This window comes from Gracilibacillus timonensis (assembly GCF_900086715.1).
Lineage (GTDB): Bacteria > Bacillota > Bacilli > Bacillales > Amphibacillaceae > Gracilibacillus > Gracilibacillus timonensis.
This window is the reverse complement of the sequence record NZ_FLKH01000012.1, coordinates 880,597-902,282: the sequence shown is the minus strand read 5'-3', so window position 1 is coordinate 902,282 and position 21,686 is coordinate 880,597. Positions and strand designations below refer to the sequence as shown.

Below are 21,686 nucleotides of genomic sequence, written 5' to 3'. Positions count from 1 at the left end.
GACCTCCCTACATCTTCAATTATAAGTATTCTAATGTAGGATGTCAATTCAGATAATTATAAAAAGTTGATAATAATTATTATTAATTAATAATTTCATTCCATAGTCAGCTGGTCGGCAATGATTTTAATCGACTCAAAAGACACAAAAGATTCCATCAAAGCAGCGACAGCAATGATCAACATAAAACAGATAAAGGCAGTAGCATATCGAAAAAAGCTTGGAATCATCGGTCGTTTATACCGCTTCGAGAAGATACTTTGCAGAATGGAAATTGAGAATATCATCGCCAACGTACTTGCAATAATATAGATCGGAATGATAATCAAATTCTGGGCAGCAATACTTGCAAAGGAAAATAACAACCCTTTTGCACCTAATTGACTTACAAAGAAACCAACGGTAAAACCAACAGCAACCCCTTTGACAAATAACAACACCCAAATGATCGGCACTCCGATAACTGCAATTCCTAAAAAGAAGATAAGCGCCAAAAACTGTATATGATAAAACAAGGCATTTTTGAACAATTCTAGTTGAGAAACTCCATCTTCTTGGACATAACCTAAAAAGAATCGTTCTAAATAAAAAAACAAATCTTGTTTCTGTACGAATGTCATACTGTTGACAATGATAGCACCAAAGACAATCCCAGTCACAAACAAGATAATTGTAAACAAGTAAATCGTATGATATTTAACCATATGCTGTAAAATATTATTTTGCTTTTTAGGCAGCTGCATTGTGTTCACATCCTCCACTTTTGTTCTATTGCTACTCTATGATAATAGCTAGCGAAATAGAACAAACCTTAGTGGTAAAATATTATTCGAACACAACCTTACCATACCGCCCTCCCCCACCTGCTTGAATAGATAGTTTTCCTTGACGTAAGGCGATGATCAGCTGGACAAGCTTATCTGGAATCACTTCACCTAATTGTTTTATTGGGACATGGTGAATGATATTCATTTCTGTTCCGAAATGGACTAACAGTTGATCCAATGTTTTCGTCCCTAAGCCAGGTAAATATTCTAAAGGAGCTTGATAGAAATAATCTGGCCGATTCGTGTTGATCTGAAACGTGTCAGTTAACTCTTCCACCCGTTCTTTCACTCCTCTAATAAACTTAGAAGAGCTGCACTCCTTACATTTATCTGCCTTGAAAGGTGCCAAACATTTGGCACAAACCGTCGTATAATATTTCCCTAGTCTGGGATTCATGCCAAAATTAGTTGCAATTCGACAACCACTTTGTTGCTGCAGCGCCTGTTTTAAGGCTAAAAAGCTTGCCTCGTGCAGGATCAATTGCTGATACTCTCTGGCAATCTTCCCTAAAGAATGGGCATCCGAATTTGTTAAAAACGAATAGTTAGCTAATTCTTGCAGATGATCGGCCATGCTGGTATCGGCACTTAAACCAAGCTCCACAGCGTCGATTAAAGCAGGATGAAATACCTCTGTCAACGATCGATTCACACCCTTTCCATATAAACTTTTAAAAGGGGTAAAAATATGGGCAGGAATAAACAAGCCATCTAACTGCTTTACTTGTTCTTGAAGGGAAAGAGCACTGCCATAATAACGTTGTGAACTTAATTCAACATTCTTCATGTGTTGAGACAGCCAACCAGAGAACCTTTGCATAGTCTGAATATATGGAAAAAAACAGAGTACGTGAATCGGCCCATGACAATGTTGATCATAAATCTCGATTTCACTACCCAGCAACAGTGTTGTATCCTTAAACTGAATACCACCATGACTCTTCTCGTACGCTTTTCCATCAGCAATCAACTGCTTTATCTCCTGTAATACAAGTGGAGCGTGACAATCAATAACCCCAACGATATCTATTCCCTTTCGTTGACTGGCTTCCTCAAGGAGGTTGGTAATCGTTAACTGATCAGAAGCAGTTATCTTGACCGGCCCTCCTTGGATATTCCTTCCTACATGGATATGTAAATCCGCATAATAGGAATGCAGCATACTATTTCATTCCTCGCAACTTCAAATATAACAAGGCATAAACCGTCTTGGCATCGTGAATCTCTTGCTTTTCCACGAGCTCTTCTGTCTCTTCTAATGTTAATTCCATACGTTCAACAAATTCATCCTCATCCAGCAGCTTTGGCGTATCCAACACTTGTAATTGATCTGCCAAATACAAGTGAACAATCTCATCGGAAAATCCTGGGGAAGTATAAAATGATTGGATCAGTTGAAGGTGATCCGTCGTATACCCAGTCTCCTCCTCTAATTCACGAATTGCAGTAGTTTCTGGCTGCTCTCCTTCCTCCAGCTTGCCTGCTGGTATTTCAACAAGTGCTTTCTCTAATGGTTTACGATATTGTCTGACGAATACGATTTTATTCTCTTCCGTTAAGGCAATCACAGCAACGGCGCCGGGATGTTTCACCAGTTCACGCGTGGAATTTTCACCATTGGGTAGACTCACCTGATCAACTTGTACTTCAATAATTTTACCGTTAAAAATGGGCTTTGATTCTAAGGTCTTTTCTTCAAATGAATGCATCGCTAACTTCCTTTCTTGTTCTTTCCTTCTTTTATTGTAATTCTATCCGTGGATTTTGTACAATAAAGTGAGCCTGCTGTCTGACGGATGTTCGTCTCGCGATAAATATACGTGTTTTATTCTCCAAATGACGGGAATAGGCAAAGCAGGATCACAGTTTTCAGGAAGAAAGGAAGTTTTTTATCATGGAAAAACGAACATTAGGTAACACTTCTTTAGATGTGTCTACGCTTGCATTAGGCTGTATGTCATTAGGAACAGAAAAAAGACAAGCCGAACAAATCATGGATGCTGCCCTTGACTTGGGGATTAATTATTTGGACACAGCTGATCTTTACGATCAAGGTCGTAATGAAGAATTGGTTGGGGAAGTAATGAAACAAAAACGCAATCAATTTGTACTAGCTACCAAAGTTGGTAATCATCTGCAAGACGATGGCAGCTGGTTCTGGGATCCACGAAAGTCTTACATTAAAGAACAGGTAAAAACAAGCTTGCAGCGGCTACAGACAGACTATATTGATTTATATCAATTACATGGTGGCACGATAGAAGATCCGATAGACGAAACGATCGAGGCATTTGAAGAACTTGTTCAGGAAGGCGTAATCCGCTATTATGGTATTTCGTCAATCCGCCCCAATGTCATCGATCAATATATCAAGCATTCACAGATCAGTAGTATCATGATGCAATACAGTTTATTAGATCGGCGGCCGGAAGAGTTATTACCGACGATTTCCTCTCATTCCATCAGTGTGGTTACTAGAGGATCACTTGCCAAAGGTATGCTTAGTACAAAAGGGCAAGAGCTTGTTAACCGAAAAGGAGAGAAAGGCTACCTGGATTATGAGAAAGGAGAGTTAACCGATACCGTTCGTGCGCTTTCTAATTTATTAAGAGAGAGGCAAACCTTGACTGGTTTATCCTTACAGTATATCCTGAACCAGCCTGGAATAGCTTCTGTAGTTGCTGGCGCCAGCTCACCAAGCCAGTTAGAGGAAAACGTATATGCACTGGAACAATCATTTGACAATGAGCAATTCACGCAGGCCCAGCGAATCACCAAAGCCAGCCAGTATCAAGCACACCGCATTTAGGATATGCTCTACAAAAAGGGAGACATGCAACGATTGGACTTGCGATGTGTCCCTTTTTTGTATGAAAGAAAAGCAAATAAAATTTGGAGAGATGTTAAGTTGAAACGACCCGGCAATCCATAGCTTCTTTTGATTCGTAATAAAGGACCGGGCAGGGTTTTGCCCGGCTATTCTTATAAGATAAGAAAGTATATCATTTTGCATGAATAAATTTTTATTCAGGAACAGCCGTGTCCAGCTCCAGGCGCCAAACTTTAGAGATTTCACGACACGCCCTACGATAAGAAGACTTAGCGACTGGCAAGCCAACAGGCGCAGACAGAGCTAAAGTCGCACTTATGCCCTGCGGGTGAAAGTCAACATCGACTCCTCACGTCGCCGTGTTTCCTTTATCTCAGTTGCAACGCGCAGGTCTCTACGTTTTTAAGAGGGCGCTCCTGCGCTTTGCGTTCTTGCAATAAATGGAACTTGATGCAGAAAGACTAACAGGCGGAAGAAACTGTATCACAACTATACTGCTTGCACATGGATGAATGGGTTTAACATTTCTTCCGGACTGGAGAGGCGGAATGTGGCCCCGTTGTAATCCAACTTCATTTCCTTGTTAAAGAAAACCGCCTGCTGCTGTTGTATCACTACTTTTGCTTGATCACATACAATTGGTTCTTGTTTTGCGGACACTTCCTTGATCAATTGTATAGCAGGTACCCCATTGACGCCACAGCCGCAATCATCTGTGTCATAGACTAAGGCAAGTAATATATGCTTGTCGCCTTTTAATTGATATAACTTTTCAAGTGCACGTTCCGTTATGGTTAATTGCATTTGTCTTGCCTCCCTATTTTTTATTAAATAGCCGTTTGCCAAATAGCTCTACCACCCTGGGTACGATCTGATATAATTTACTACCAGCCTGCATCCAAGCTGGCAGGTTAACCTCTCGTTTTCGGGTGAAAATCGCTTGCACTACCTTGGTTGCTACATCATCCGGGTTTAACATGTATCTAGCCACACTCTGTTGATATTGTCCAGAAGGATCAGCAGTGTCAAAAAAACTGGTAGACACAGGACCAATATTGACAGAAGTAACCCGTACCTTTCCATCTAGTTCCATCCGCAATGCATTCGAGAAACTGATAACACTCGCTTTGGTGGCACTGTAGACGGCTGATTTTGGTGTAGCTATCTTTCCTGCCTGTGAACCTATATTGATAATATGTGCGTCTGTCCCTTCAAACATGTGGGGTAATAGCTGATAGGTCGTAAAAAACAACGATCGGTTATTGAGAGTAACCATATGATCGATTCGTTCCCATTCCATATCCGTATAGCGATCAAAATAACCAATACCCGCATTATTAATGAGGACATCGATCCTGTTTAGCTCAGCAATCAAACCTTGCAAGATTTGCTCCCACTCTTGAAAGTTGGTGATATCTACTACCCGTATGATTGGTTTCACCTGATAGCCGGCCGTTATCTGACTAGCGATTTTTTGCAATTTTTCTTGGCTTCTAGCCACCAATATAGGGATTCCCTGTTGTTCAGCCACTTGATAGGCAATCGCCTCCCCAATACCACCGGAAGCCCCTGTGATTAGTACATATTTCCCTTGTAGTTTGCTCATCCTGCTCCCCCTATCTATCCCATTTACATACAGCAGCTGGTGATCGTATCACTTCTTCTCCTGCTATCATATCATAGGCTCCCACCATCACCAAAACCGGCTGATTGATCTGACTAAGAACTATGCTTAAACCCGTCCGACTATTAATTACGAAAGCAATCCGGATCACAAACTGCAAGAAGATTGGTTATATAAAAAACGAGGCAAACTCTTTGCAGTTCAAAGACATTTACATTGACTTTTATATATTTTTTAAAGACAATACAAAGAAACACAGCGTTTTTTGGAGGCTTAGAAATTCATGACAACGATTATTTATGCACATCGCGGGGCTAGCAAGCAAGCTCCGGAAAATACAATGCCAGCCTTTGATTTGGCCTATCAACAGGGAGCAGATGGCATTGAGACGGATGTACAATTAACAAAAGACAACATCCCTGTGCTTATTCATGATGAGAAGTTACAACGCACCACGAACGGCAAGGGTTATATTAAAGATAAAACCTATCAAGAATTGAAGCAGCTCGATGCTGGCAGCTGGAAAAATCCTTTTTATCAAGGGACAACTATCCCTACGTTAGATGATTTGTTAAAATGGAATCAAGATAAACATTTGGCCTTAAACATTGAATTGAAAAATAACGTCTTTGCTTACCAAGGGATAGAGCGGGTTGTTTATAACAAATTAGCGGATTATCAAATGCTGGAGAAAAGTGTGATATCCAGCTTCAATCACCGCAGCATTCAACATATTAGTGAATGGCAGCAATCTATCGACTACAGCCTACTATCAGGAAAAAAAGCCAAAGATTTGATTAGCTATGGAACACACATCCAAGCAGCTGGCATTCACATTCGCTATCGTCTGTTATCAGGTCCATTAATAAAACTGGCTCAAGCCAATCAACTATATGTCGCTGTTTATACTGTAAATATGCCAGCTACGATCAAAAGGGCAATACGACTGGGTTGTCATGCTATTTTCACAGACGTGCCCCAGGTAGCCAAACAGGCAAGAGATTCCTTATAAAGGATCTCTAATCTATCTATATAAGTTGAATGAAATCATTTCTCATGGATCTGGTATGTGCTCTTGATCCATTTACGCAGTGTGAATGGATCAAACGATGTATTATCAGGAAATCATGCGAGCAAAGGCTTGCTTGTCGCACGTTTTTGTTACATTTATACGTTCAACTTATATAGCTAATTTTTAGAAAGGAAGGGACTCATGAAAATAAACTTCTTAGGAACGGGTGCTGGTATGCCTAGCAAACAGCGCAATGTGACATCGATTATCTTAGATACATTACAAGAACAGAATAGCTTATGGATGTTTGATTGTGGTGAAGCTACACAGCACCAGCTATTACATACTTCCCTTAAATCGCGCAAAGTGAGTCATATTTTTATTACCCATTTACATGGTGATCATATCTTTGGACTCCCCGGCTTTTTAAGCAGCAGATCCTTTCAAGGAGGGAAAGAAGCTGTGACGATTTATGGTCCAAAAGGTTTAAAGGCGTTCATAGAAACCTCTCTCCAGGTCAGCCAATCGCGACTTGCTTATCCTATCTTAATCAAAGAGGTAACGGAAGGAAAGATTTATGAAAATGATCAATTTCAAGTTTTTGCGAAGCGATTAGATCATGGCATCGACAGCTATGGTTATCGAATCGAACAAAAGAACAGCCCTGGTCAGTTACAAGCAGACAAGCTAAAGCAAAGAGGCGTTGCACCAGGGCCTATTTATCAACAGTTTAAAACACAAGATTATGTCACACTGCCAGACGGCGAAACCGTTGCAACGGCAGATTTTATTGGAAAAGCAAAAAAAGGGAAACACGTTGCTATTCTTGGTGACACGCGAACCATGAAGGAAACAGTGGACTTTGTTGCACATGCTGACCTCCTTGTTCATGAGGCAACTTTTAGTAAAGATCAGGAGAGGATTGCTTATGATTATTACCATACAACCACTACACAGGCTGCAAGCCTTGCCCAACAAGCTGTTGTAAAACAATTAATACTTACCCATATTTCTTCTCGTTTTCAGTTAGACCAAACAGAGCAGTTGTTGGCAGAAGCACAATGCCTGTTTCCACAGACAGCCATTGCTTCCGATTTTTCCTCCTTTATCGTTTGAATGACTTATATAAACAAGAAGATCCGTTCGTTTACTGATCCTCTTGTTTTTCCCTTTCATTCAAGTATTGAAATAAATCAAGCTGATAGGTCATCCCTTCTTTTTTCACTGCGTTTTGTATGGTGACCCCCAGCAAACGGACTGGTTCACTATTCCAATGCTGCTCCAATAATTGTTCCGCATAAGCAAAGAGCTCATCAGCCATTTCAATATAATCCTTCAACTTGATTCTTCTTGTGATTGTCTTGCGATCATTATAACGAATCGTAAGCTGCACACTGTCTCCGACTGCTTTTTTACGTTTTAAACGTTTCTCCACCTTGTCAGCTAAATAACGTAATTGTCCCCGTAATTCATCGTAATCCACAATATCATGCGGAAAGGTTTGCGAGCTTCCAATACTTTTGAAGCTGGCCGCTTTTTCAGGGTCTACCGGCCTTGGATCTTCCCCCAACGCCCGTGTTTTTAATCGTTCCCCATTGATTCCCAGAATCCCTTTTAACAGTACGGTATCAGACTCGACTAAATCTTCAATGGTGAAAATATCATATTTGTTTAATTTTGCCGCTGTCTTACGACCAATCCCATACATTTCTTCAATCGGTAACGGCCACAGTTTAGCAACAATATCACGCTTTCTTAATATGGTGATCCCATTTGGTTTCTTCATATCAGAGGCCATCTTTGCCAAAAATTTATTGGGGGCAATGCCAATGCTGCAGGGTAACGAGAGGTCATTGGCAATATGTTGTTGAATAGCCTCGGCTATCTCAACCGGATGTCCTAGATCGTAGCTATCTGTAATATCCAGAAACGCTTCATCAATCGATACCGGTTCAACAAAGGTTGCATAATCCTCTAGTATACGAAAAATCTCACCAGAAACCTCGCGATATCGCTCATGCTTTGGTCGTCTAACTATCAGTTGAGGACACAATTTCTTCGCTTCCCACAACGTCATCGTCGTTTTGACTCCTTTTTTTCTTGCCTCATAACTGCTCGTTACTATAATCCCTTTTCGTTCATCGGGATTACCTGCGATGGCTAATGGCTTCCCTTTTAAAGAAGGATCGTCTGCAATCTCTACCGACGCATAAAAGCTATTCATATCCACATGCAGAATCACACGACCATTCTTGGGGTATCCTGGATGATTGGAACTCATTTTACCGCTTCTTTAACAATATGATACATTAACAAGGGTACTTCTGTAAGATCATCTATATCGATATTTTCTGCTTTTGTATGAATATGCCGATATCCTACCGCAAGATTGACGGTTGGTATTCCTTTGCCTGACATATTATTGGCATCACTTCCACCGCCACTTACGGTCAGCTTGGTCGTTTTATTCATGTTTTTTATTGCCTGTGTCGCTACGTCAACGACTTGATCCGTTTCTGTGAAGTTATAATTTGGATATAGTTTTTCCAAAGTAACTTCTGCCTCTCCTCCCATTCGCTCCGCTGTTTGTTTTAAGGCACGTTCCATCGCTTCCACCTGCTTGGTTAACTTGTCTTCCTTCAATGATCTGGCTTCCGCAATTAATTGTACTTCCTCACAAACGACGTTGGTCGGTCCTTTGCCTTCAAAGCTGCCAATGTTAGCCGTTGTTTCTTGATCAATTCGCCCCAAAGGCATTTGTGTAACTGCTTTAGCCGCTATGCTGATGGCCGAAACCCCTTTTTCCGGTTGAACACCAGCATGCGCTGCTTTCCCTTTAATAAGTGCCGTTAGCCTTATTTGAGCCGGTGCTCCCACGATAATCGTGCCAATATCGCCATCACTATCTAAAGCATAGCCATAATCAGCCGTCAATCGACTTGTATCAAATTGACGGGATCCCGCTAAGCTCGATTCCTCTCCGCTCATAATCACAAATGAGATATCTCCGTGTGTTGTTGGCTGCTCTTTCAATTGATGAATAAGTTCTATAATGGCAGTGATACCTGCCTTGTCATCTGCACCTAGAATGGTTGTTCCATCAGAATAGATCGTTTCTTCACGAATAACCGGTTTTACATCATTGCCGGGCACAACGGTATCCATATGGGCGGTAAAATAAATGGATGGTTTATTAGGGTCATTTCCTTTTAATGTTGCTATGATATTACCAGCTTGATGTCCAGTGATTTCTGCTGTTGCATCCTCTTCTACCTTCAACCCTAGATCTTGGAATTTTTCAATTAAATAGTCAGCAATTTGTCTTTCTTTAGTAGTTTCTGAATTAATCTGTACTAACGTCAGAAACTGCTCCACAACTCTTTCTCGATTAATCATCATATGAACTCCTTTTTATTATGTTTTCTTGTTATTTTCACAACTATTCCCTTGTCCCCGTTCGCTATTCGATGTAAAATAAAAACTATGATTAGGATGGGAACATACCTCTATTTTACACGATTTCAAAGGATGTTCAAAAAGCTCAATTACTAAAGGAGGATTTATAGTGGCATCTAAGCGACAAAGACGCATTAGGCTGGTTATATATATTATGATTGTGGCCATGGTACTATCTGTATTCACTACCGGGTTAGCGATGTTTATCAACTAAGACCATGGCTTACCCAGATTGAATCTACGGTGCCGTCTGATCACATATTCTCACAATGGCTAATGAAACAGCACCTTTTTTATTCCATAATAGAGCGGACAAGCCTAAACTTGTCCGCTCTATTAAGTAACTTTACAACACTTTCAGCATTTTGAATCTTATTTACAATTCATCACAGTTGTCTTCAAATAGTTGTTGCAGCTTAGTGACAACCTCAACTGGACTGTGTCCCTCAATTTCATGACGTTCTACCATTTTGACAATCTTACCATCCTTTAATAAAGCAAACGATGGAGAGGAAGGGGCATATCCTTCAAAGTATTGGCGGGCTGTCTCTGTTGCTTCTCGATCTTGACCAGCAAAAACAGTTACCAATTGGTTCGGACGCTTGTCATAATGAATAGCGCTTGCGGCAGCGGGTCTAGCTACGCCTCCAGCACAACCACAAGTGGAGTTCACCATTACCAATGTTGTTCCTTGCTTTTCTAAAGAATCCTTCACTTCCTCTGATGTCATTAATTCCGTAAAACCAGCATCTCTGATCTCTTTTCTTGCAGATTCGGCTACATCACCCATATATAAATTAAAATCCATTGTCTCACTTTCCTCTCTTCATTGTTTATAATTAAAATAGTAACAAGAATCAGCGTTTTTTTCAATCAGCTAGCTTTACTGATATGCGACTTCTTTTGATTATGATTGCTAAAATATCCATCAGATCATCTTGCAGGTTACGGATACAGACAAGCCAGCAGTATTAATTGGACGGTAAGGGATCGGACAGGTTTAAGCCCGGTTTTTCTAATAAGCTAAGAAGATTGATAATCATTGATATAAGGGGATTTGATATGGTCTGACCTAGAATAAACCGGAGTACCGATAAGATGGATTATGTAAAGTAAAAGGCTACTCCAAGTGATCATGTTGAACGTTTTTTATGTGCTGAGAAGCGCTCCGGAAATAGGTTCCGCTTTCCGTGGGCTTGGCTCCTCGTCAGCAAAGGTCGCTTCCTGCGGGGTCTTCACACTGCGCTATTCCCACAGGAGTCTCCACCTATTTCCTCCGCTGGGTAGTAGCACTACAATCGAATGGCTGCGAAGATGAAGTGTTCCAGACACTATATTTCTGCCAATAAGCAAACCGCATAACCTTTTTCTAAGAACGATTCGATCCTACGTTATGACTTTTATATTTATACCATGGAATCAGTTGACGACTTCTCCTTATGCTACAACATTGTCTAGGTACCTAGAATGCTTCCTTCTTGCAGTAACAACCATTGTTGTACTCCATCTAGCGGAGGGAATATGCGGAGACTCCTGTGGGACCAGGACGAGCTGAAGATCCACTTGTAAAAGTGCTCTTCTTTTGCAAGTTAGCTGAAGCCGGCCCCACGGAAAGCGCAGCATATTCCCGGAGCGCTTGCTTCGCACAGATAAAACGATCAAACTTACCACTCCAGAAAGTGGGCTACTTACTTTACATAATCCAACTTATCGACAGTTCAGTGGCTATTTTTAGTTATTCGTAAAGCGCCGGGCGGGTTTTGCACGGTTTTTTATTACAAAATTGGTATCACGATAACAGGTATATTTTCAGAAGAGACAAGCATAAGATGAAAGAAACAAGCTTTGTGTAGGAGGGATAGGATGGATTTATTTCATATAGATTGGATGGGCTTACTACATATTATTGCTATTGACATTGTACTGTCGGGTGATAATGCATTAATCATTGCGATGGCAACCAAAAACCTATCAAAGAAATACCAGAACAGGGCAATTCTAATGGGTGTGGCAGGCGCTATCTTGTTACGGATACTATTTGCCAGTGGGATTACTTTTCTGTTAGGTTATCCTTTTATTTATTTTATTGGAGGTTTACTACTGATATGGATTGGATACAAAATCATTTTAAAAGAAGATGAAAACCAGAAAATAGCTTCCTCGCCTTCTATTTATGGGGCAGTAGGTACCATTATCTTAGCAGATGTTGTGATGAGCCTTGATAATGTAGTAGCCATTGCTGGTGCCGCTAAAGGACACCTTCCATTGTTAGCCTTAGGTGTTCTTATTAGCATCCCTTTGATGATTTTCGGAGCAAAATTTATTGTCTGGCTGATGCAACGCTTTACTTATCTCATTTATATTGGTTCCGCCATTTTGGTATATACAGGTGTAGATATGATCGTGCATGAACCTTTCATTTATCATTTTTTTCAGCTAGAAACTGGGATCGTCACTATTTTATTAAGCGCGATTCTAACACTTGGTGTCATTATCAGCGGATATTCTACCAATAAGCGGCTGGAGTCCTAGCATAACATCCAGCCGATGATTATATATTTGTTTTCTTTTGCACAATAGGTACATTCCAACGCCATTTTAAGGCAAGGATACGAATAATCAAGGTAATAATTAAGCATAAATATAGGCTTACAGTGAGTGAAATGAATTCATAAGTGCAGATAAGGACGACTGAACCAGCAATCGAGGCGATACCATAGATTTCTTTGCGAAACACCAGTGGAATCTCGCGCACAAAGACATCTCTTAAGACACCGCCGCCTATTCCCGTCACCAAACCCATTGTAATAATCAGAAAAGGCTGGGAATAATCTAAACTAATTGCCGCATTCGCACCTACTGCGGTAAAAACACCTAAACCAATCGCATCGAAAAAAGCGATCCCATGCTCAAACCGATTCAGTTTTTCATAAAAAAGAATTGTAGCTAAACTAGCCAACAGACTCACTAAAAAATATTGAGGATCGGCCAGATTGGTTGGAGGTATATTCCCGATCATCAAATCACGTATCACGCCTCCAGCTAATGCCGTTGTTAAACCCAACAGAAGCACACCAAAGACATCCAAGTCTTTTTTGATAGCCAGTAATGACCCTGATATAGCGAAGGCAATGGTGCCAATATATACAAACGTCTCAATTAAAAACATTAGGACCTCTCCTTATTGGATGATGGAAAAACTTCTTTTCGTTTACTCCAAAGTTCTGCCATTCGATCAAAAAGCCATTGAAGCACAAGACCTTGGATAATAACACCTACAATGGATGTCAGCGTTAATAGAATGATCGTTGGAAAATGATTAACGGTTTGCAAGCTATTAGCAAACACAAATAAATGCTTAGCTGTTACCACCAATGACTCTATCCATGTTGTCAAACTGTTGTTCATCAGCCAAATAACACTAGCATTGATCACGACAATAATTGGAACAACTGAACCTAATAATATTTTTTTCACATAAGATAAATTCTTTAGGTATGGTGTTACATAGTACTTGGTAATTGTTTTGATCCGAAACAAGTAAATAACCCGTACGATTCTGGCCACCTGAAAAAATTGGTCAAGCGGTATTACTGCCAATAGAAGAAACGGGTTCTTCTGAATAAACTGCCATTTATTTGGCGCTGTCAGTATTCGTACCAGATAGTCTACTAAAAAAACCAACCAAACTACTAGATTCACCATGGAATTTACTTCGTGATCGACCCATAAGGTTAATATCGTTATAATAACCAAACTGATCATCAGTATATCATAGATATATCTTGCTTTATTTTTCATCCCATCACCATTCCAAAAGATATAAAAACATAATTATTGACTGTGTTACATCACAGATAGGAACGTCCTGATTTTACCACACATAGATAGCGATTTGGAAGGGAAAGTTTCTAAAACAGTCTTTGAATCGCTTTTTTATCAAATAGGAAAAGATAGAAAAAAGTATATACTTTTAATGCGTAATATAAGACTGGGCAGGTATTGATGTTTTTTTGTAGAGCTTCTTCTATTATACGGCGTCATTTGGAAGTTTGTGACCATTACCTAATTAGCGGCATGTCAAAAAGCGCTCCGTAGGATTTAGACGGAGCGCTTGCCATGCAAAAAATAATCATTATATTATAAACTACCATTGATGCAGCAAGTTCTTAATAAATTGGTGTTGTATCGCTGGAGATGTTCTCCAGGATTGCTTTTACGTGCGACATAAAGGCGCCACAGATAATACCATCTAACACACGATGATCTAATGATAGACACAGATTCACCATATCACGTGCGGCAAACATATCATCAATAATCACTGGCCGCTTCACAATCGATTCTACTTGCAAGATAGCCGATTGTGGATAATTAATAACCCCCATTGATTCTACGGAACCGAATGAACCCGTATTATTAACAGTAAAGGTTCCGCCTTCCATATCTTCTTGTGTTAAGGAGTTCGTCCTTGCCTTTTTGGCTAATTGCGCAATTTCTTTCGCAATCCCTTTAATGCTCTTCTCATCCACATTTTTGATGACGGGTACATACAATTCATGTTCATGAGCCACTGCAATAGAAAGATTGATATCATTCCGCTGGATAATCTTATCCCCTGCCCAGCAGCTATTCAACTCTGGGAATTTTTTCAATGCCTTAGCTACGGCATTTAAAAAGAAAGCAAAATAGGATAAATTATAGCCTTCATTTTCTCTAAAGCTGTCTTTTTCTGCATTACGATAAGCCACAAGGTTGGTGACGTCTACCTCAATCATCATCCATGCATGCGGGATTTCCGTTTTGGACCGTACCATGTTCTGAGCAATTGTTTTTCTCAGACCCGTAACGGGTATCTCTCGATCTCCAGGATTTGCCTTCACTGCTCTTCTTCTAATGATTGGAGGTGTGAACTCCTCGATGGCGTCTTCTTGTGGCTCTGGTTCTGGCTCTGCAATCGTTGCGTCTAAAACCGGCTCTGAATGGTTGGTTTCTTTCACCTCAGATTTTCCGCTTGCTATCCATGCCTCTACATCTTTCCTCGTGATTCTTCCACCTTTTCCAGTGCCATTTATGGTATTTAAATCTATATTATGCTCCTGAGCCAAACGCATCACGACAGGAGAATAGCGTTTTTTCATATTCGTATGATCACCAGTGTCCACTGTTACTTGACTCTCTGCAGATGCAGCTGGCATAGAGGCGGTTTCTTCTGCTTCACCTTCCACTTCTATGTAACACATCAACTGACCTACTTCTATTGTCTCGCCTTCCTCTGCAATTAACTCCGTAATGGTACCGGAGAAAGAAGAAGGTACCTCGGCATTTACCTTATCTGTCATCACTTCTGCAATGGGATCATACTTCTCAATTTGATCACCCACTTGAACAAGCCAAGTGCTAATCGTGCCTTCTGTTACACTTTCGCCTAATTGAGGCATATTAATTCTCTGGATCGTCACGTTTCTCACTCCTCTTTAAAATTCCGCTAAGTCACGAATGGCCTGCTCTACCTTATCCGCATTGATTAAGAATTCTTTCTCCAATGGCGGTGCAAACGATGTTGCCGGTACATCAGGGCCTGCTAATCGTGTAATAGGTGCGTCTAAATCGTATAAGCAATGCTCACTAATAATGGCAGCGACTTCTCCGAGGATACTGCCTTCTTTATTATCCTCTGTAACGAGCAATACCTTACCAGTCTTGGACGCTGCTTCAATAATTGCTTGCTGATCTATTGGATAAACGGTGCGCAAATCAAGAATCTCCGTGCTTATTCCCTCTTGTTCCAGCTTTTCAGCGGCCTGTTTTGCAAAGTGCACACATAATCCGTAGGTAATGACCGTGACATCCTCCCCGCTTCTTTTCACCTCTGCCTTACCAATCGGAAGCGTATAATCTTCCTCTGGTACTTCTTCCTTCAACAAACGATAAGCCCGTTTATGCTCTAAAAATAATACAGGATCTTCATCGCGAATCGCAGCCTTTAATAATCCTTTCACATCATAAGGACTGGAAGGCATCACTACTTTCAATCCAGGCTGGTTAGCAAAAATGGCTTCAATGGATTGGGAATGATAGAGACCGCCATGAACACCCGCTCCATAAGGCGCCCTAATTGTCACCGGACAATGCCAATCATTATTCGAACGATAACGAATCCTAGCCGCTTCAGAGATAATTTGATTCACTGCCGGCAAAATAAAGTCAGCAAACTGCATCTCAGCAACGGGTCTCATACCATACATCGCAGCTCCAATACCTACACCTGCAATGGCTGATTCTGCCAACGGGGTATCTATCACCCGTTCTTCACCAAACTGATCATATAACCCCTCCGTCGCTAGAAAAACACCACCACGCTTCCCGACATCTTCTCCTAAAATAAACACTTTCTCGTCTCGTTCTAACTCTTCTTTTAAAGCCTGATTCACTGCTTGAATATAGTTTAAGACAGCCACTATGCTTTCCCTCCTACTCCATAAACATGATCCGTTAATGTTGACACATCGGCATATGGTGCTTGCTCGGCATACTCTGTAGCCTCATTAATCTCTTGTTTTAAGTCTGCTTCAATCGCTTGATCTTCTGCTTCTGTCAAATAGCCTTGTTCGATTAACATATCCCGGAATCGCGCAATACCGTCAGTCGTTTTGTATTGACTGACTTCATCCTTGGTTCGATAAGTCATATCATCATCATCACTTGAGTGCGGAGTGAGTCGATAAGAAATAGTTTCAACCAAGGTTGGTCCCTTGCCTTTTAAGGCACGCTCATGTGCTTCCTTCACCACTCGGTACACTTCTAAAGCGTCATCCCCATCAACGGTCACCCCAGGTATACCATAACCGACTGCTCGATCAGAAATGTTCTCACAGGCAACCTGTTTACTTAATGGCACGCTAATTGCATATTTATTATTCTCGACCATGACAATCATCGGTAATTTATGAACTGCTGCAAAGTTTAATCCTTCGTGGAAATCTCCTTGATTAGAAGAACCTTCCCCTAAGGTAACAAAAGAAACGGCTGATTTACGCTCCATCTTCGAGGCAAGGGCAAAACCTGCCGCATGTGGTACTTGTGTCGTTACCGGTGAAGATCCTGTAATAATGCGATTTTTCTTCTGGCCATAGTGACCAGGCATTTGACGACCACCTGAGTTAGGATCTTCTGCCTTACCGTAAGCTTGTAGAAAAACTTCTCTGGTAGTCATGCCAAAATGCAACACCACACCTAGGTCACGATAATAAGGTAAGATATGATCTTCCTCCTTATTCAACGCAAAGGAAGTGGCAATTTGCAATACTTCTTGTCCCTGACAGGAAACAACAAATGGGATACTTCCCGATCGATTCAAGAGCCACATCCGCTCGTCTATGCGTCTTGCTAGTAACATTTCTCGATACATTGCCACCAACGTGTCCTTATCTAGTCCTACTGTTTCCGTTTGATTAACCATGTTAATTCCTCCTCTCAGCTGCTAATGCAGCTTCTCCTATCATTTCACTTAAAGATGGATGTGGATAGATAACCTCTGACAGTTCCATCACAGAGCTATCAAAATATTTGGCTGTACTAGCTTGGCCGATTAATTCGGTTACCTGATCGCCAACCATATGAATTCCTAATACATCATTCGTCTTGTTATCGGTAATAATCTTGGTGAAGCCATTCGTATTACCATTTACATGTGCCTTGCCAATCGCAAGCCCTGATACCTTTGCCACGGAATAATCCAGTCCTTTAGCTTGTACTGCTTGTTCGGTCAACCCGATTGTGGCAATTTCAGGATTACTGTAAACGCAAGATGGCATCTCTTGCTCGGTGAGTGAACTGCTATTTACACCAATCATATGGTCAACAGCTTTCTTCCCTTCATAGGTCGCGACATGGGCAAGCTGCTTGCCACCTATCATGTCTCCAATTGCATAAATATGATCTTCTTTTGTCTGAAAATGGTTATTGACTTGGATGAAGCCATGGGCATCCATCTCCATATCGGTGTTCTCAACGCCTATCTTATGAGTGTTGGCTTTTCTTCCAACGGCTAGCAGCAACTTATCAGCAGATATGCTCTCCTGCTTGTCTGTCAGCTGGTAGGTAACGGTCACGTCTTGGTCGGCCTCTACTTTTTTCAATAAAGTCTGTTCATAAATATGAATGCCTTTCTTTTGTAGATCTTGCCGCACTTGTTTCACAATATCTTGATCAAAGCCTGGCAAGATTTGCTCTTGCGCCTCTATAACCGAGACCTCCACTCCGACATCATGTAAAAAAGAGGCCCATTCGATCCCGATGACTCCTCCTCCCACAATGACTATCGATTCAGGCAATTGTTCCAGATGCACTAAATCATCAGAGGTGACAATCAAACGGTGGTCAACCTCTACTAATGATAATGAACTTGGTGAAGAGCCGGTTGCCAGCAGTACATTTTTGGGAACTAGAATATCATTCTCTCTGTCATCCTCATACTCCACCGAAATAGATCCAGCCATCGGAGAAAAAATGGATGGTCCCAAGATACGTCCATAACCGTTATATAGATCAATCTTATGGGAGCTAATAAGCTGCTGAACGCCATTATATAAGGTGGCAACTACTTGATTTTTCCGCTTCATTGCCGTTTCTAGATGGAAAGAGGTTTCTCCTGTTTCTACTCCATAAGTCTCTGCGTGCTTTACTTGTTGATAAACAGCGGCACTTTTTAGTAATGCTTTTGTCGGTATACAGCCTTTATGTAAACATGTTCCGCCTAGTTTATCTTTTTCTACAATCGCTGTTTTCAGTCCTGCCTGTGCCGCATGGATAGCTGCTATATAGCCGCCGGTACCGCCACCTACAACAACTAAATCATAATTCATTGCCATTGATTACATCCCTCTCATTTATGATAATGCTTGACTTCTTCTTGTCCTTGTAGTACCCGAAGCGTCCCTTGAGCTAAGGCTAACATAATATTCTCCCCTGGATAATGGTAAACGTCTGCAATCCAGCTGACTTGGTTGGTAATTTGCTTATTTAATTCATCATATTCAGCTAGATCACCAGTTAATACAATCGCATTAACGTTCCCTGCCAGAACGGTGCTCATCTTACCTATTTCTTTTGCTACTTGATAAGCTAATATCTCGAAGACTTGCTCCACCTTCTGCTGATCGGTTCTCCATAGTAAGGCTAAATCGCTTTTTCTTTCGATACCTAGATACGACTTTATACCACTCTGGTAGATGATTTGCTGCTCAATCGCTTCTTTAGTTTGATTGGTTTCCCAACAAAGATGAATCAAATCTTTATTAGGAATACTGCCCGCCCTTTCAAAAGAAAAAGGGCCATCCCCATCAAATCCATTATTTACATCAATCACCTTACCATATTGATGAGCACCAACGGTTACACCTCCACCCATATGGGCCACAATAAAATTCGCTTCCTCATAACGCAGATACAAACGTTGTGCTAGTGAACGGGCTGCTGATTTTTGATTAAGCGCATGAAAAACGCTACTACGTTCAATCGAAACAATCCCTGTTTTCTTGGCAATATCCATCATTTCATCGACTACAACTGGATCGACGATGTAGGCGGACACATGCCAGTCCGCAGCAATAGAAGCTGCCAGTAGTGCCCCCAGATTGGATACGTGGCTACCGTTAATAGCTTCGGTTAGATCCTTAATCATCTGTTCGTTGACTGGATAAGTTCCACCTTCAATTGGTCTTAACAATCCGCCTATCCCACATACCGCATCGATCGTCGCCACATTTAAGCCAATATCCTGCATAAAGTCCACAATCAATTGTTTCCGTTCCTCTAATTGCAACAATATCTCCTGTTGCAAGCCCAATTCGCTGATAGGGAGTGACTTTTCCACGATACAGTCCTCATTCTCGTATAATGCGATCTGATTGGATTCCACCATCGGATTAATCACTAATATTCGTTTCGTTACGTGATGACTCATGTAACACCTCGATCCATCTGATATTTATCCATTTTGTAATAGAGGTTACGTACGGACACGCCCAAAGCCTTTGCTGTTTGTGTCTTATTGAAGTGATGCGCCTCTAATGTTTCATAAATATAGTTTTGTTCGAATTGATCCATGGCGTTTTGCAAGGAAGGCCGCTCTGTTTGTTGCAGCTGTTGAGCGCTATATGTCTCTCCCGGCAAGTGATCGACGGTAATCACATGATCACTCACGTCCAGATTCCAGATCGTTTGTTCAACGGTTTGTCGTAATTGTGCTACATTACCCGGCCAGTTCAGCCCTTTCCAATATGTCAATACTTGCTGGTCCACTGATTTTATCGTGAAACCAAATTGCAAGTTCATCTGCTGAACGAATACCTCCACCAATGTCTCCATGTCCTCTAGCCGTTCCTGTAGGGCAGGCAACATCATTTGATAAGATTGGAGGTATTCATATAACGGAGCGTGCCATAGTTCAGGTATAAGCAGCTTTTCTGTGCCAAATATACACCGTACCGATTTCTGCTCCTGCAAAAAATGGAGTAGCTGCATCTGTTTTTGTTTGGAAAGCCCCTCATCTATATGAAAATAAATGGTGCCGAATTCCATGTTTTCCTTTAATTTAGAAACAGAATGATCTTCCATCTGGGAAAAATGCTGGATGATAAACGGGTGTATGGCTTGGCGGCTCGCTTGATGGATAGCTCGCGCTAACATCTTCTTCCCAGTTCCTTTGTCGCCCCGGATCACGATGGTTGTATCCATCTTCGCATACAACCTTGCCTGCTCTCTAGCAATTTCGACTACATGATGTTCACCAGCAATATCCTTGATTTGTTCTGTTTTTTCTATTTTTCGTATCACTTTTTTTGCCAGTTCCAGTTCACTTCTCCATTCATGCGAAGGATCTGTTAGCACATATTGCATACAACCTAATAATTTTCCGTTTCTTTGTAAGGGACGGCTGATTAACTGCACCTTATCTGTTTTAGCCGCTGTTGTTGGCAAAGTAGTTTCTTTTTTTTCTCTTCTGGATGTTAGAACTTCTGTCGCTTGTTGATTCGCCAGCGATATCATATATGGGCTGGCTTGTCGTATCACTTCATCCCAATGTTTACTAGTCAGCCACACTTGTTGATCGGCTAACAACACCCGAAATTCATGTTGGCTGCTTACCAACAATTGTTCGAAAATTTCTTTCTCTAAATCCGTATCATGGATAGCCCTTTCTCGATCTTGAAAGCTCTTAGCTGTCTCAATGCTTAACAAAATTCCTTGCAGTCTCCCCTTTTCGTCTAAAAAAGGGGCGTAGTTATTAATCACCTTTTGACCGGTCGTCTTGATTCTATCCAGACGGTCCAGTGGGTGGTGCACTCGTTTCACTTCTTCTATGCAAGGAGCTTTCAACAATTCTGTTAGTTTTACATCTTTTAAACTTGCTCGTTCAAACATTGTTAAGGCGGTTTGATTCGTATAGATAACCACACCAGTCTTATCTGTTACTACCACAGCAATCGTCAATTGATTTAATACATCATGATAACGGGAGAATATGTTTGCAGTTATTTTCATCACACCTTGCATGTTTTTTCATACCTAAAGGATAATACACCTTGCAAACAATTGCAAGGTATATGAGATTTCTTTTCTTTCTTTTTTTTGCTATAATGAAGGTATTTCCATAACATTAGGGGGAAAACGGTTGAGGATTATAGCTTTATTTATATTAGTATTACCTGCCATTTTAGCAACCTATGGCATCAAATTAATGCGCGATGCATTCTTTGGTGAATTAACACCTTTCTTTTTCCATATTGTCATACAGTTTATTGCCGGATTAGGTCTATTTGTTGGCGGACTTGTATTTATCGCTGGCTTTATTCTACATAGAGACCGCAAACGAAAGCTAACCAAGGGTGAAAAAAATAACAGGTACTCCTCTTAATCAAGCAGGAGCACCTG

General features: G+C 41.0%; 22 protein-coding genes. 6 read left to right on the top strand and 16 right to left on the bottom strand.

Annotated features, from left to right (window positions below):
* Positions 1-95: 95 nt before the first annotated feature.
* The 3 genes from spoIIM to BN6556_RS15455 all read right to left on the bottom strand — a co-directional run bounded on the left by spoIIM (position 96) and on the right by BN6556_RS15455 (position 2,536).
* Positions 96-743, bottom strand: coding sequence for a stage II sporulation protein M (spoIIM, locus tag BN6556_RS15465; RefSeq protein ID WP_066193095.1), 648 nt, complete (start codon positions 741-743; stop codon positions 96-98).
* Positions 744-825: 82 nt separating this feature from the next.
* Positions 826-1,989 (bottom strand): endonuclease Q family protein, encoded by a 1,164-nt coding sequence (locus BN6556_RS15460; protein WP_066193093.1) that lies wholly within the window; start codon positions 1,987-1,989, stop codon positions 826-828.
* A 1-nt stretch (position 1,990) separates the two neighbouring features.
* Complete coding sequence (locus BN6556_RS15455) at positions 1,991-2,536, bottom strand: NUDIX hydrolase (protein ID WP_066193091.1); 546 nt, start codon at positions 2,534-2,536, stop codon at positions 1,991-1,993.
* Between the two features lie 185 nt (positions 2,537-2,721).
* On the opposite strand from BN6556_RS15455, the gene BN6556_RS15450 reads away from it, so the two are divergent.
* Positions 2,722-3,636 (top strand): aldo/keto reductase, encoded by a 915-nt coding sequence (locus tag BN6556_RS15450; RefSeq protein ID WP_066193089.1) that lies wholly within the window; start codon positions 2,722-2,724, stop codon positions 3,634-3,636.
* Between the two features lie 510 nt (positions 3,637-4,146).
* Here the strand turns inward: BN6556_RS15450 and BN6556_RS15445 are convergent.
* Together BN6556_RS15445 and BN6556_RS15440 are read right to left on the bottom strand one after the other, a co-directional pair.
* Entirely contained in the window at positions 4,147-4,461 is a 315-nt protein-coding gene (locus tag BN6556_RS15445) for an iron-sulfur cluster biosynthesis family protein (RefSeq protein WP_066193088.1), read from the bottom strand.
* A gap of 13 nt (positions 4,462-4,474) precedes the next feature.
* A complete protein-coding gene (locus BN6556_RS15440) occupies positions 4,475-5,263 on the bottom strand; it encodes an SDR family NAD(P)-dependent oxidoreductase (protein ID WP_066193087.1) in 789 nt (262 codons plus the stop codon).
* 301 nt (positions 5,264-5,564) lie between these two features.
* On the opposite strand from BN6556_RS15440, the gene BN6556_RS15435 reads away from it, so the two are divergent.
* Together BN6556_RS15435 and rnz are read left to right on the top strand one after the other, a co-directional pair.
* On the top strand, positions 5,565-6,293 hold the full coding sequence (locus BN6556_RS15435) for a glycerophosphodiester phosphodiesterase (RefSeq protein ID WP_066193083.1): 729 nt from the start codon (positions 5,565-5,567) through the stop codon (positions 6,291-6,293).
* Positions 6,294-6,494: 201 nt separating this feature from the next.
* Entirely contained in the window at positions 6,495-7,409 is a 915-nt protein-coding gene (gene rnz / locus BN6556_RS15430; RefSeq protein WP_066193081.1) for a ribonuclease Z, read from the top strand.
* Between the two features lie 31 nt (positions 7,410-7,440).
* Here rnz and BN6556_RS15425 read toward each other — a convergent pair whose 3' ends face one another.
* Complete coding sequence (locus BN6556_RS15425) at positions 7,441-8,574, bottom strand: DNA polymerase IV (RefSeq protein ID WP_066193079.1); 1,134 nt, start codon at positions 8,572-8,574, stop codon at positions 7,441-7,443.
* Positions 8,571-9,689 carry a M20/M25/M40 family metallo-hydrolase gene (locus BN6556_RS15420; RefSeq protein ID WP_078060117.1) on the bottom strand — a complete coding sequence of 373 codons (1,119 nt, stop codon included), beginning with the start codon at positions 9,687-9,689 and terminating at the stop codon, positions 8,571-8,573. The genes BN6556_RS15425 and BN6556_RS15420 overlap by 4 nt, the downstream gene beginning before the upstream one ends.
* 169 nt (positions 9,690-9,858) lie before the next feature.
* Here BN6556_RS15420 and prli42 point away from each other — a divergent pair, with 169 nt between their 5' ends.
* Positions 9,859-9,963, top strand: a complete 105-nt coding sequence (prli42, locus tag BN6556_RS21970; protein ID WP_149867529.1) for a stressosome-associated protein Prli42 — start codon at positions 9,859-9,861, stop codon at positions 9,961-9,963.
* Between the two features lie 162 nt (positions 9,964-10,125).
* On the opposite strand, the gene BN6556_RS15415 is transcribed toward prli42, so the two are convergent.
* Positions 10,126-10,557, bottom strand: coding sequence for a BrxA/BrxB family bacilliredoxin (locus BN6556_RS15415; RefSeq protein WP_066193075.1), 432 nt, complete (start codon positions 10,555-10,557; stop codon positions 10,126-10,128).
* A gap of 1,055 nt (positions 10,558-11,612) precedes the next feature.
* Here BN6556_RS15415 and BN6556_RS15410 point away from each other — a divergent pair.
* A complete protein-coding gene (locus tag BN6556_RS15410; RefSeq protein WP_066193074.1) occupies positions 11,613-12,281 on the top strand; it encodes a TerC family protein in 669 nt (222 codons plus the stop codon).
* A 19-nt stretch (positions 12,282-12,300) separates the two neighbouring features.
* On the opposite strand, the gene BN6556_RS15405 is transcribed toward BN6556_RS15410, so the two are convergent.
* The 8 genes from BN6556_RS15405 to BN6556_RS15370 form a co-directional block, all read right to left on the bottom strand.
* Positions 12,301-12,918 carry a trimeric intracellular cation channel family protein gene (locus tag BN6556_RS15405; RefSeq protein ID WP_066193073.1) on the bottom strand — a complete coding sequence of 206 codons (618 nt, stop codon included), beginning with the start codon at positions 12,916-12,918 and terminating at the stop codon, positions 12,301-12,303.
* The gene (locus BN6556_RS15400) at positions 12,918-13,550 is read right to left on the bottom strand and encodes a transporter (protein WP_066193071.1); all 633 of its coding nucleotides are present in this window, start codon (positions 13,548-13,550) and stop codon (positions 12,918-12,920) included. The genes BN6556_RS15405 and BN6556_RS15400 overlap by 1 nt, the downstream gene beginning before the upstream one ends.
* Positions 13,551-13,918: 368 nt before the next feature.
* Positions 13,919-15,190, bottom strand: a complete 1,272-nt coding sequence (locus BN6556_RS15395; protein ID WP_392388611.1) for a dihydrolipoamide acetyltransferase family protein — start codon at positions 15,188-15,190, stop codon at positions 13,919-13,921.
* A gap of 36 nt (positions 15,191-15,226) precedes the next feature.
* A complete protein-coding gene (locus BN6556_RS15390) occupies positions 15,227-16,210 on the bottom strand; it encodes an alpha-ketoacid dehydrogenase subunit beta (protein ID WP_066193067.1) in 984 nt (327 codons plus the stop codon).
* Positions 16,210-17,211: a thiamine pyrophosphate-dependent dehydrogenase E1 component subunit alpha gene (locus BN6556_RS15385; protein WP_066193065.1), complete on the bottom strand. Its 1,002-nt coding sequence runs from the start codon at positions 17,209-17,211 to the stop codon at positions 16,210-16,212. The genes BN6556_RS15390 and BN6556_RS15385 overlap by 1 nt, the downstream gene beginning before the upstream one ends.
* Before the next feature lies 1 nt (position 17,212).
* The gene (gene lpdA, locus BN6556_RS15380) at positions 17,213-18,622 is read right to left on the bottom strand and encodes a dihydrolipoyl dehydrogenase (protein WP_066193063.1); all 1,410 of its coding nucleotides are present in this window, start codon (positions 18,620-18,622) and stop codon (positions 17,213-17,215) included.
* A gap of 14 nt (positions 18,623-18,636) precedes the next feature.
* Positions 18,637-19,716, bottom strand: coding sequence for a butyrate kinase (buk, locus tag BN6556_RS15375; RefSeq protein WP_066193062.1), 1,080 nt, complete (start codon positions 19,714-19,716; stop codon positions 18,637-18,639).
* Positions 19,713-21,296, bottom strand: coding sequence for an AAA-type ATPase lid domain-containing protein (locus BN6556_RS15370; RefSeq protein ID WP_161485717.1), 1,584 nt, complete (start codon positions 21,294-21,296; stop codon positions 19,713-19,715). Before BN6556_RS15370 ends, buk begins: the two co-directional genes overlap by 4 nt.
* A 130-nt stretch (positions 21,297-21,426) precedes the next feature.
* Between BN6556_RS15370 and BN6556_RS15365 the strand changes: the two genes are divergently transcribed.
* Positions 21,427-21,669: a DUF2627 domain-containing protein gene (locus BN6556_RS15365; RefSeq protein ID WP_066193058.1), complete on the top strand. Its 243-nt coding sequence runs from the start codon at positions 21,427-21,429 to the stop codon at positions 21,667-21,669.
* Positions 21,670-21,686: the final 17 nt, after the last annotated feature.

Coding starts and splice junctions, on each gene's coding strand:
- spoIIM (WP_066193095.1), bottom strand. CDS start 743: ATGCAGCTGCCTAAAAAGCAAAATAATATTTTACAGCATATGGTTAAA.
- BN6556_RS15435 (WP_066193083.1), top strand. CDS start 5,565: ATGACAACGATTATTTATGCACATCGCGGGGCTAGCAAGCAAGCTCCG.
- BN6556_RS15420 (WP_078060117.1), bottom strand. CDS start 9,689: ATGATTAATCGAGAAAGAGTTGTGGAGCAGTTTCTGACGTTAGTACAG.
- BN6556_RS15460 (WP_066193093.1), bottom strand. CDS start 1,989: ATGCTGCATTCCTATTATGCGGATTTACATATCCATGTAGGAAGGAAT.
- lpdA (WP_066193063.1), bottom strand. CDS start 18,622: ATGGCAATGAATTATGATTTAGTTGTTGTAGGTGGCGGTACCGGCGGC.
- BN6556_RS15425 (WP_066193079.1), bottom strand. CDS start 8,574: ATGAGTTCCAATCATCCAGGATACCCCAAGAATGGTCGTGTGATTCTG.
- BN6556_RS15415 (WP_066193075.1), bottom strand. CDS start 10,557: ATGGATTTTAATTTATATATGGGTGATGTAGCCGAATCTGCAAGAAAA.
- BN6556_RS15455 (WP_066193091.1), bottom strand. CDS start 2,536: ATGCATTCATTTGAAGAAAAGACCTTAGAATCAAAGCCCATTTTTAAC.
- BN6556_RS15370 (WP_161485717.1), bottom strand. CDS start 21,296: ATGAAAATAACTGCAAACATATTCTCCCGTTATCATGATGTATTAAAT.
- buk (WP_066193062.1), bottom strand. CDS start 19,716: ATGAGTCATCACGTAACGAAACGAATATTAGTGATTAATCCGATGGTG.
- BN6556_RS15440 (WP_066193087.1), bottom strand. CDS start 5,263: ATGAGCAAACTACAAGGGAAATATGTACTAATCACAGGGGCTTCCGGT.
- BN6556_RS15445 (WP_066193088.1), bottom strand. CDS start 4,461: ATGCAATTAACCATAACGGAACGTGCACTTGAAAAGTTATATCAATTA.
- BN6556_RS15410 (WP_066193074.1), top strand. CDS start 11,613: ATGGATTTATTTCATATAGATTGGATGGGCTTACTACATATTATTGCT.
- BN6556_RS15395 (WP_392388611.1), bottom strand. CDS start 15,190: ATGCCTCAATTAGGCGAAAGTGTAACAGAAGGCACGATTAGCACTTGG.
- BN6556_RS15450 (WP_066193089.1), top strand. CDS start 2,722: ATGGAAAAACGAACATTAGGTAACACTTCTTTAGATGTGTCTACGCTT.
- BN6556_RS15400 (WP_066193071.1), bottom strand. CDS start 13,550: ATGAAAAATAAAGCAAGATATATCTATGATATACTGATGATCAGTTTG.
- BN6556_RS15385 (WP_066193065.1), bottom strand. CDS start 17,211: ATGGTTAATCAAACGGAAACAGTAGGACTAGATAAGGACACGTTGGTG.
- rnz (WP_066193081.1), top strand. CDS start 6,495: ATGAAAATAAACTTCTTAGGAACGGGTGCTGGTATGCCTAGCAAACAG.
- BN6556_RS15405 (WP_066193073.1), bottom strand. CDS start 12,918: ATGTTTTTAATTGAGACGTTTGTATATATTGGCACCATTGCCTTCGCT.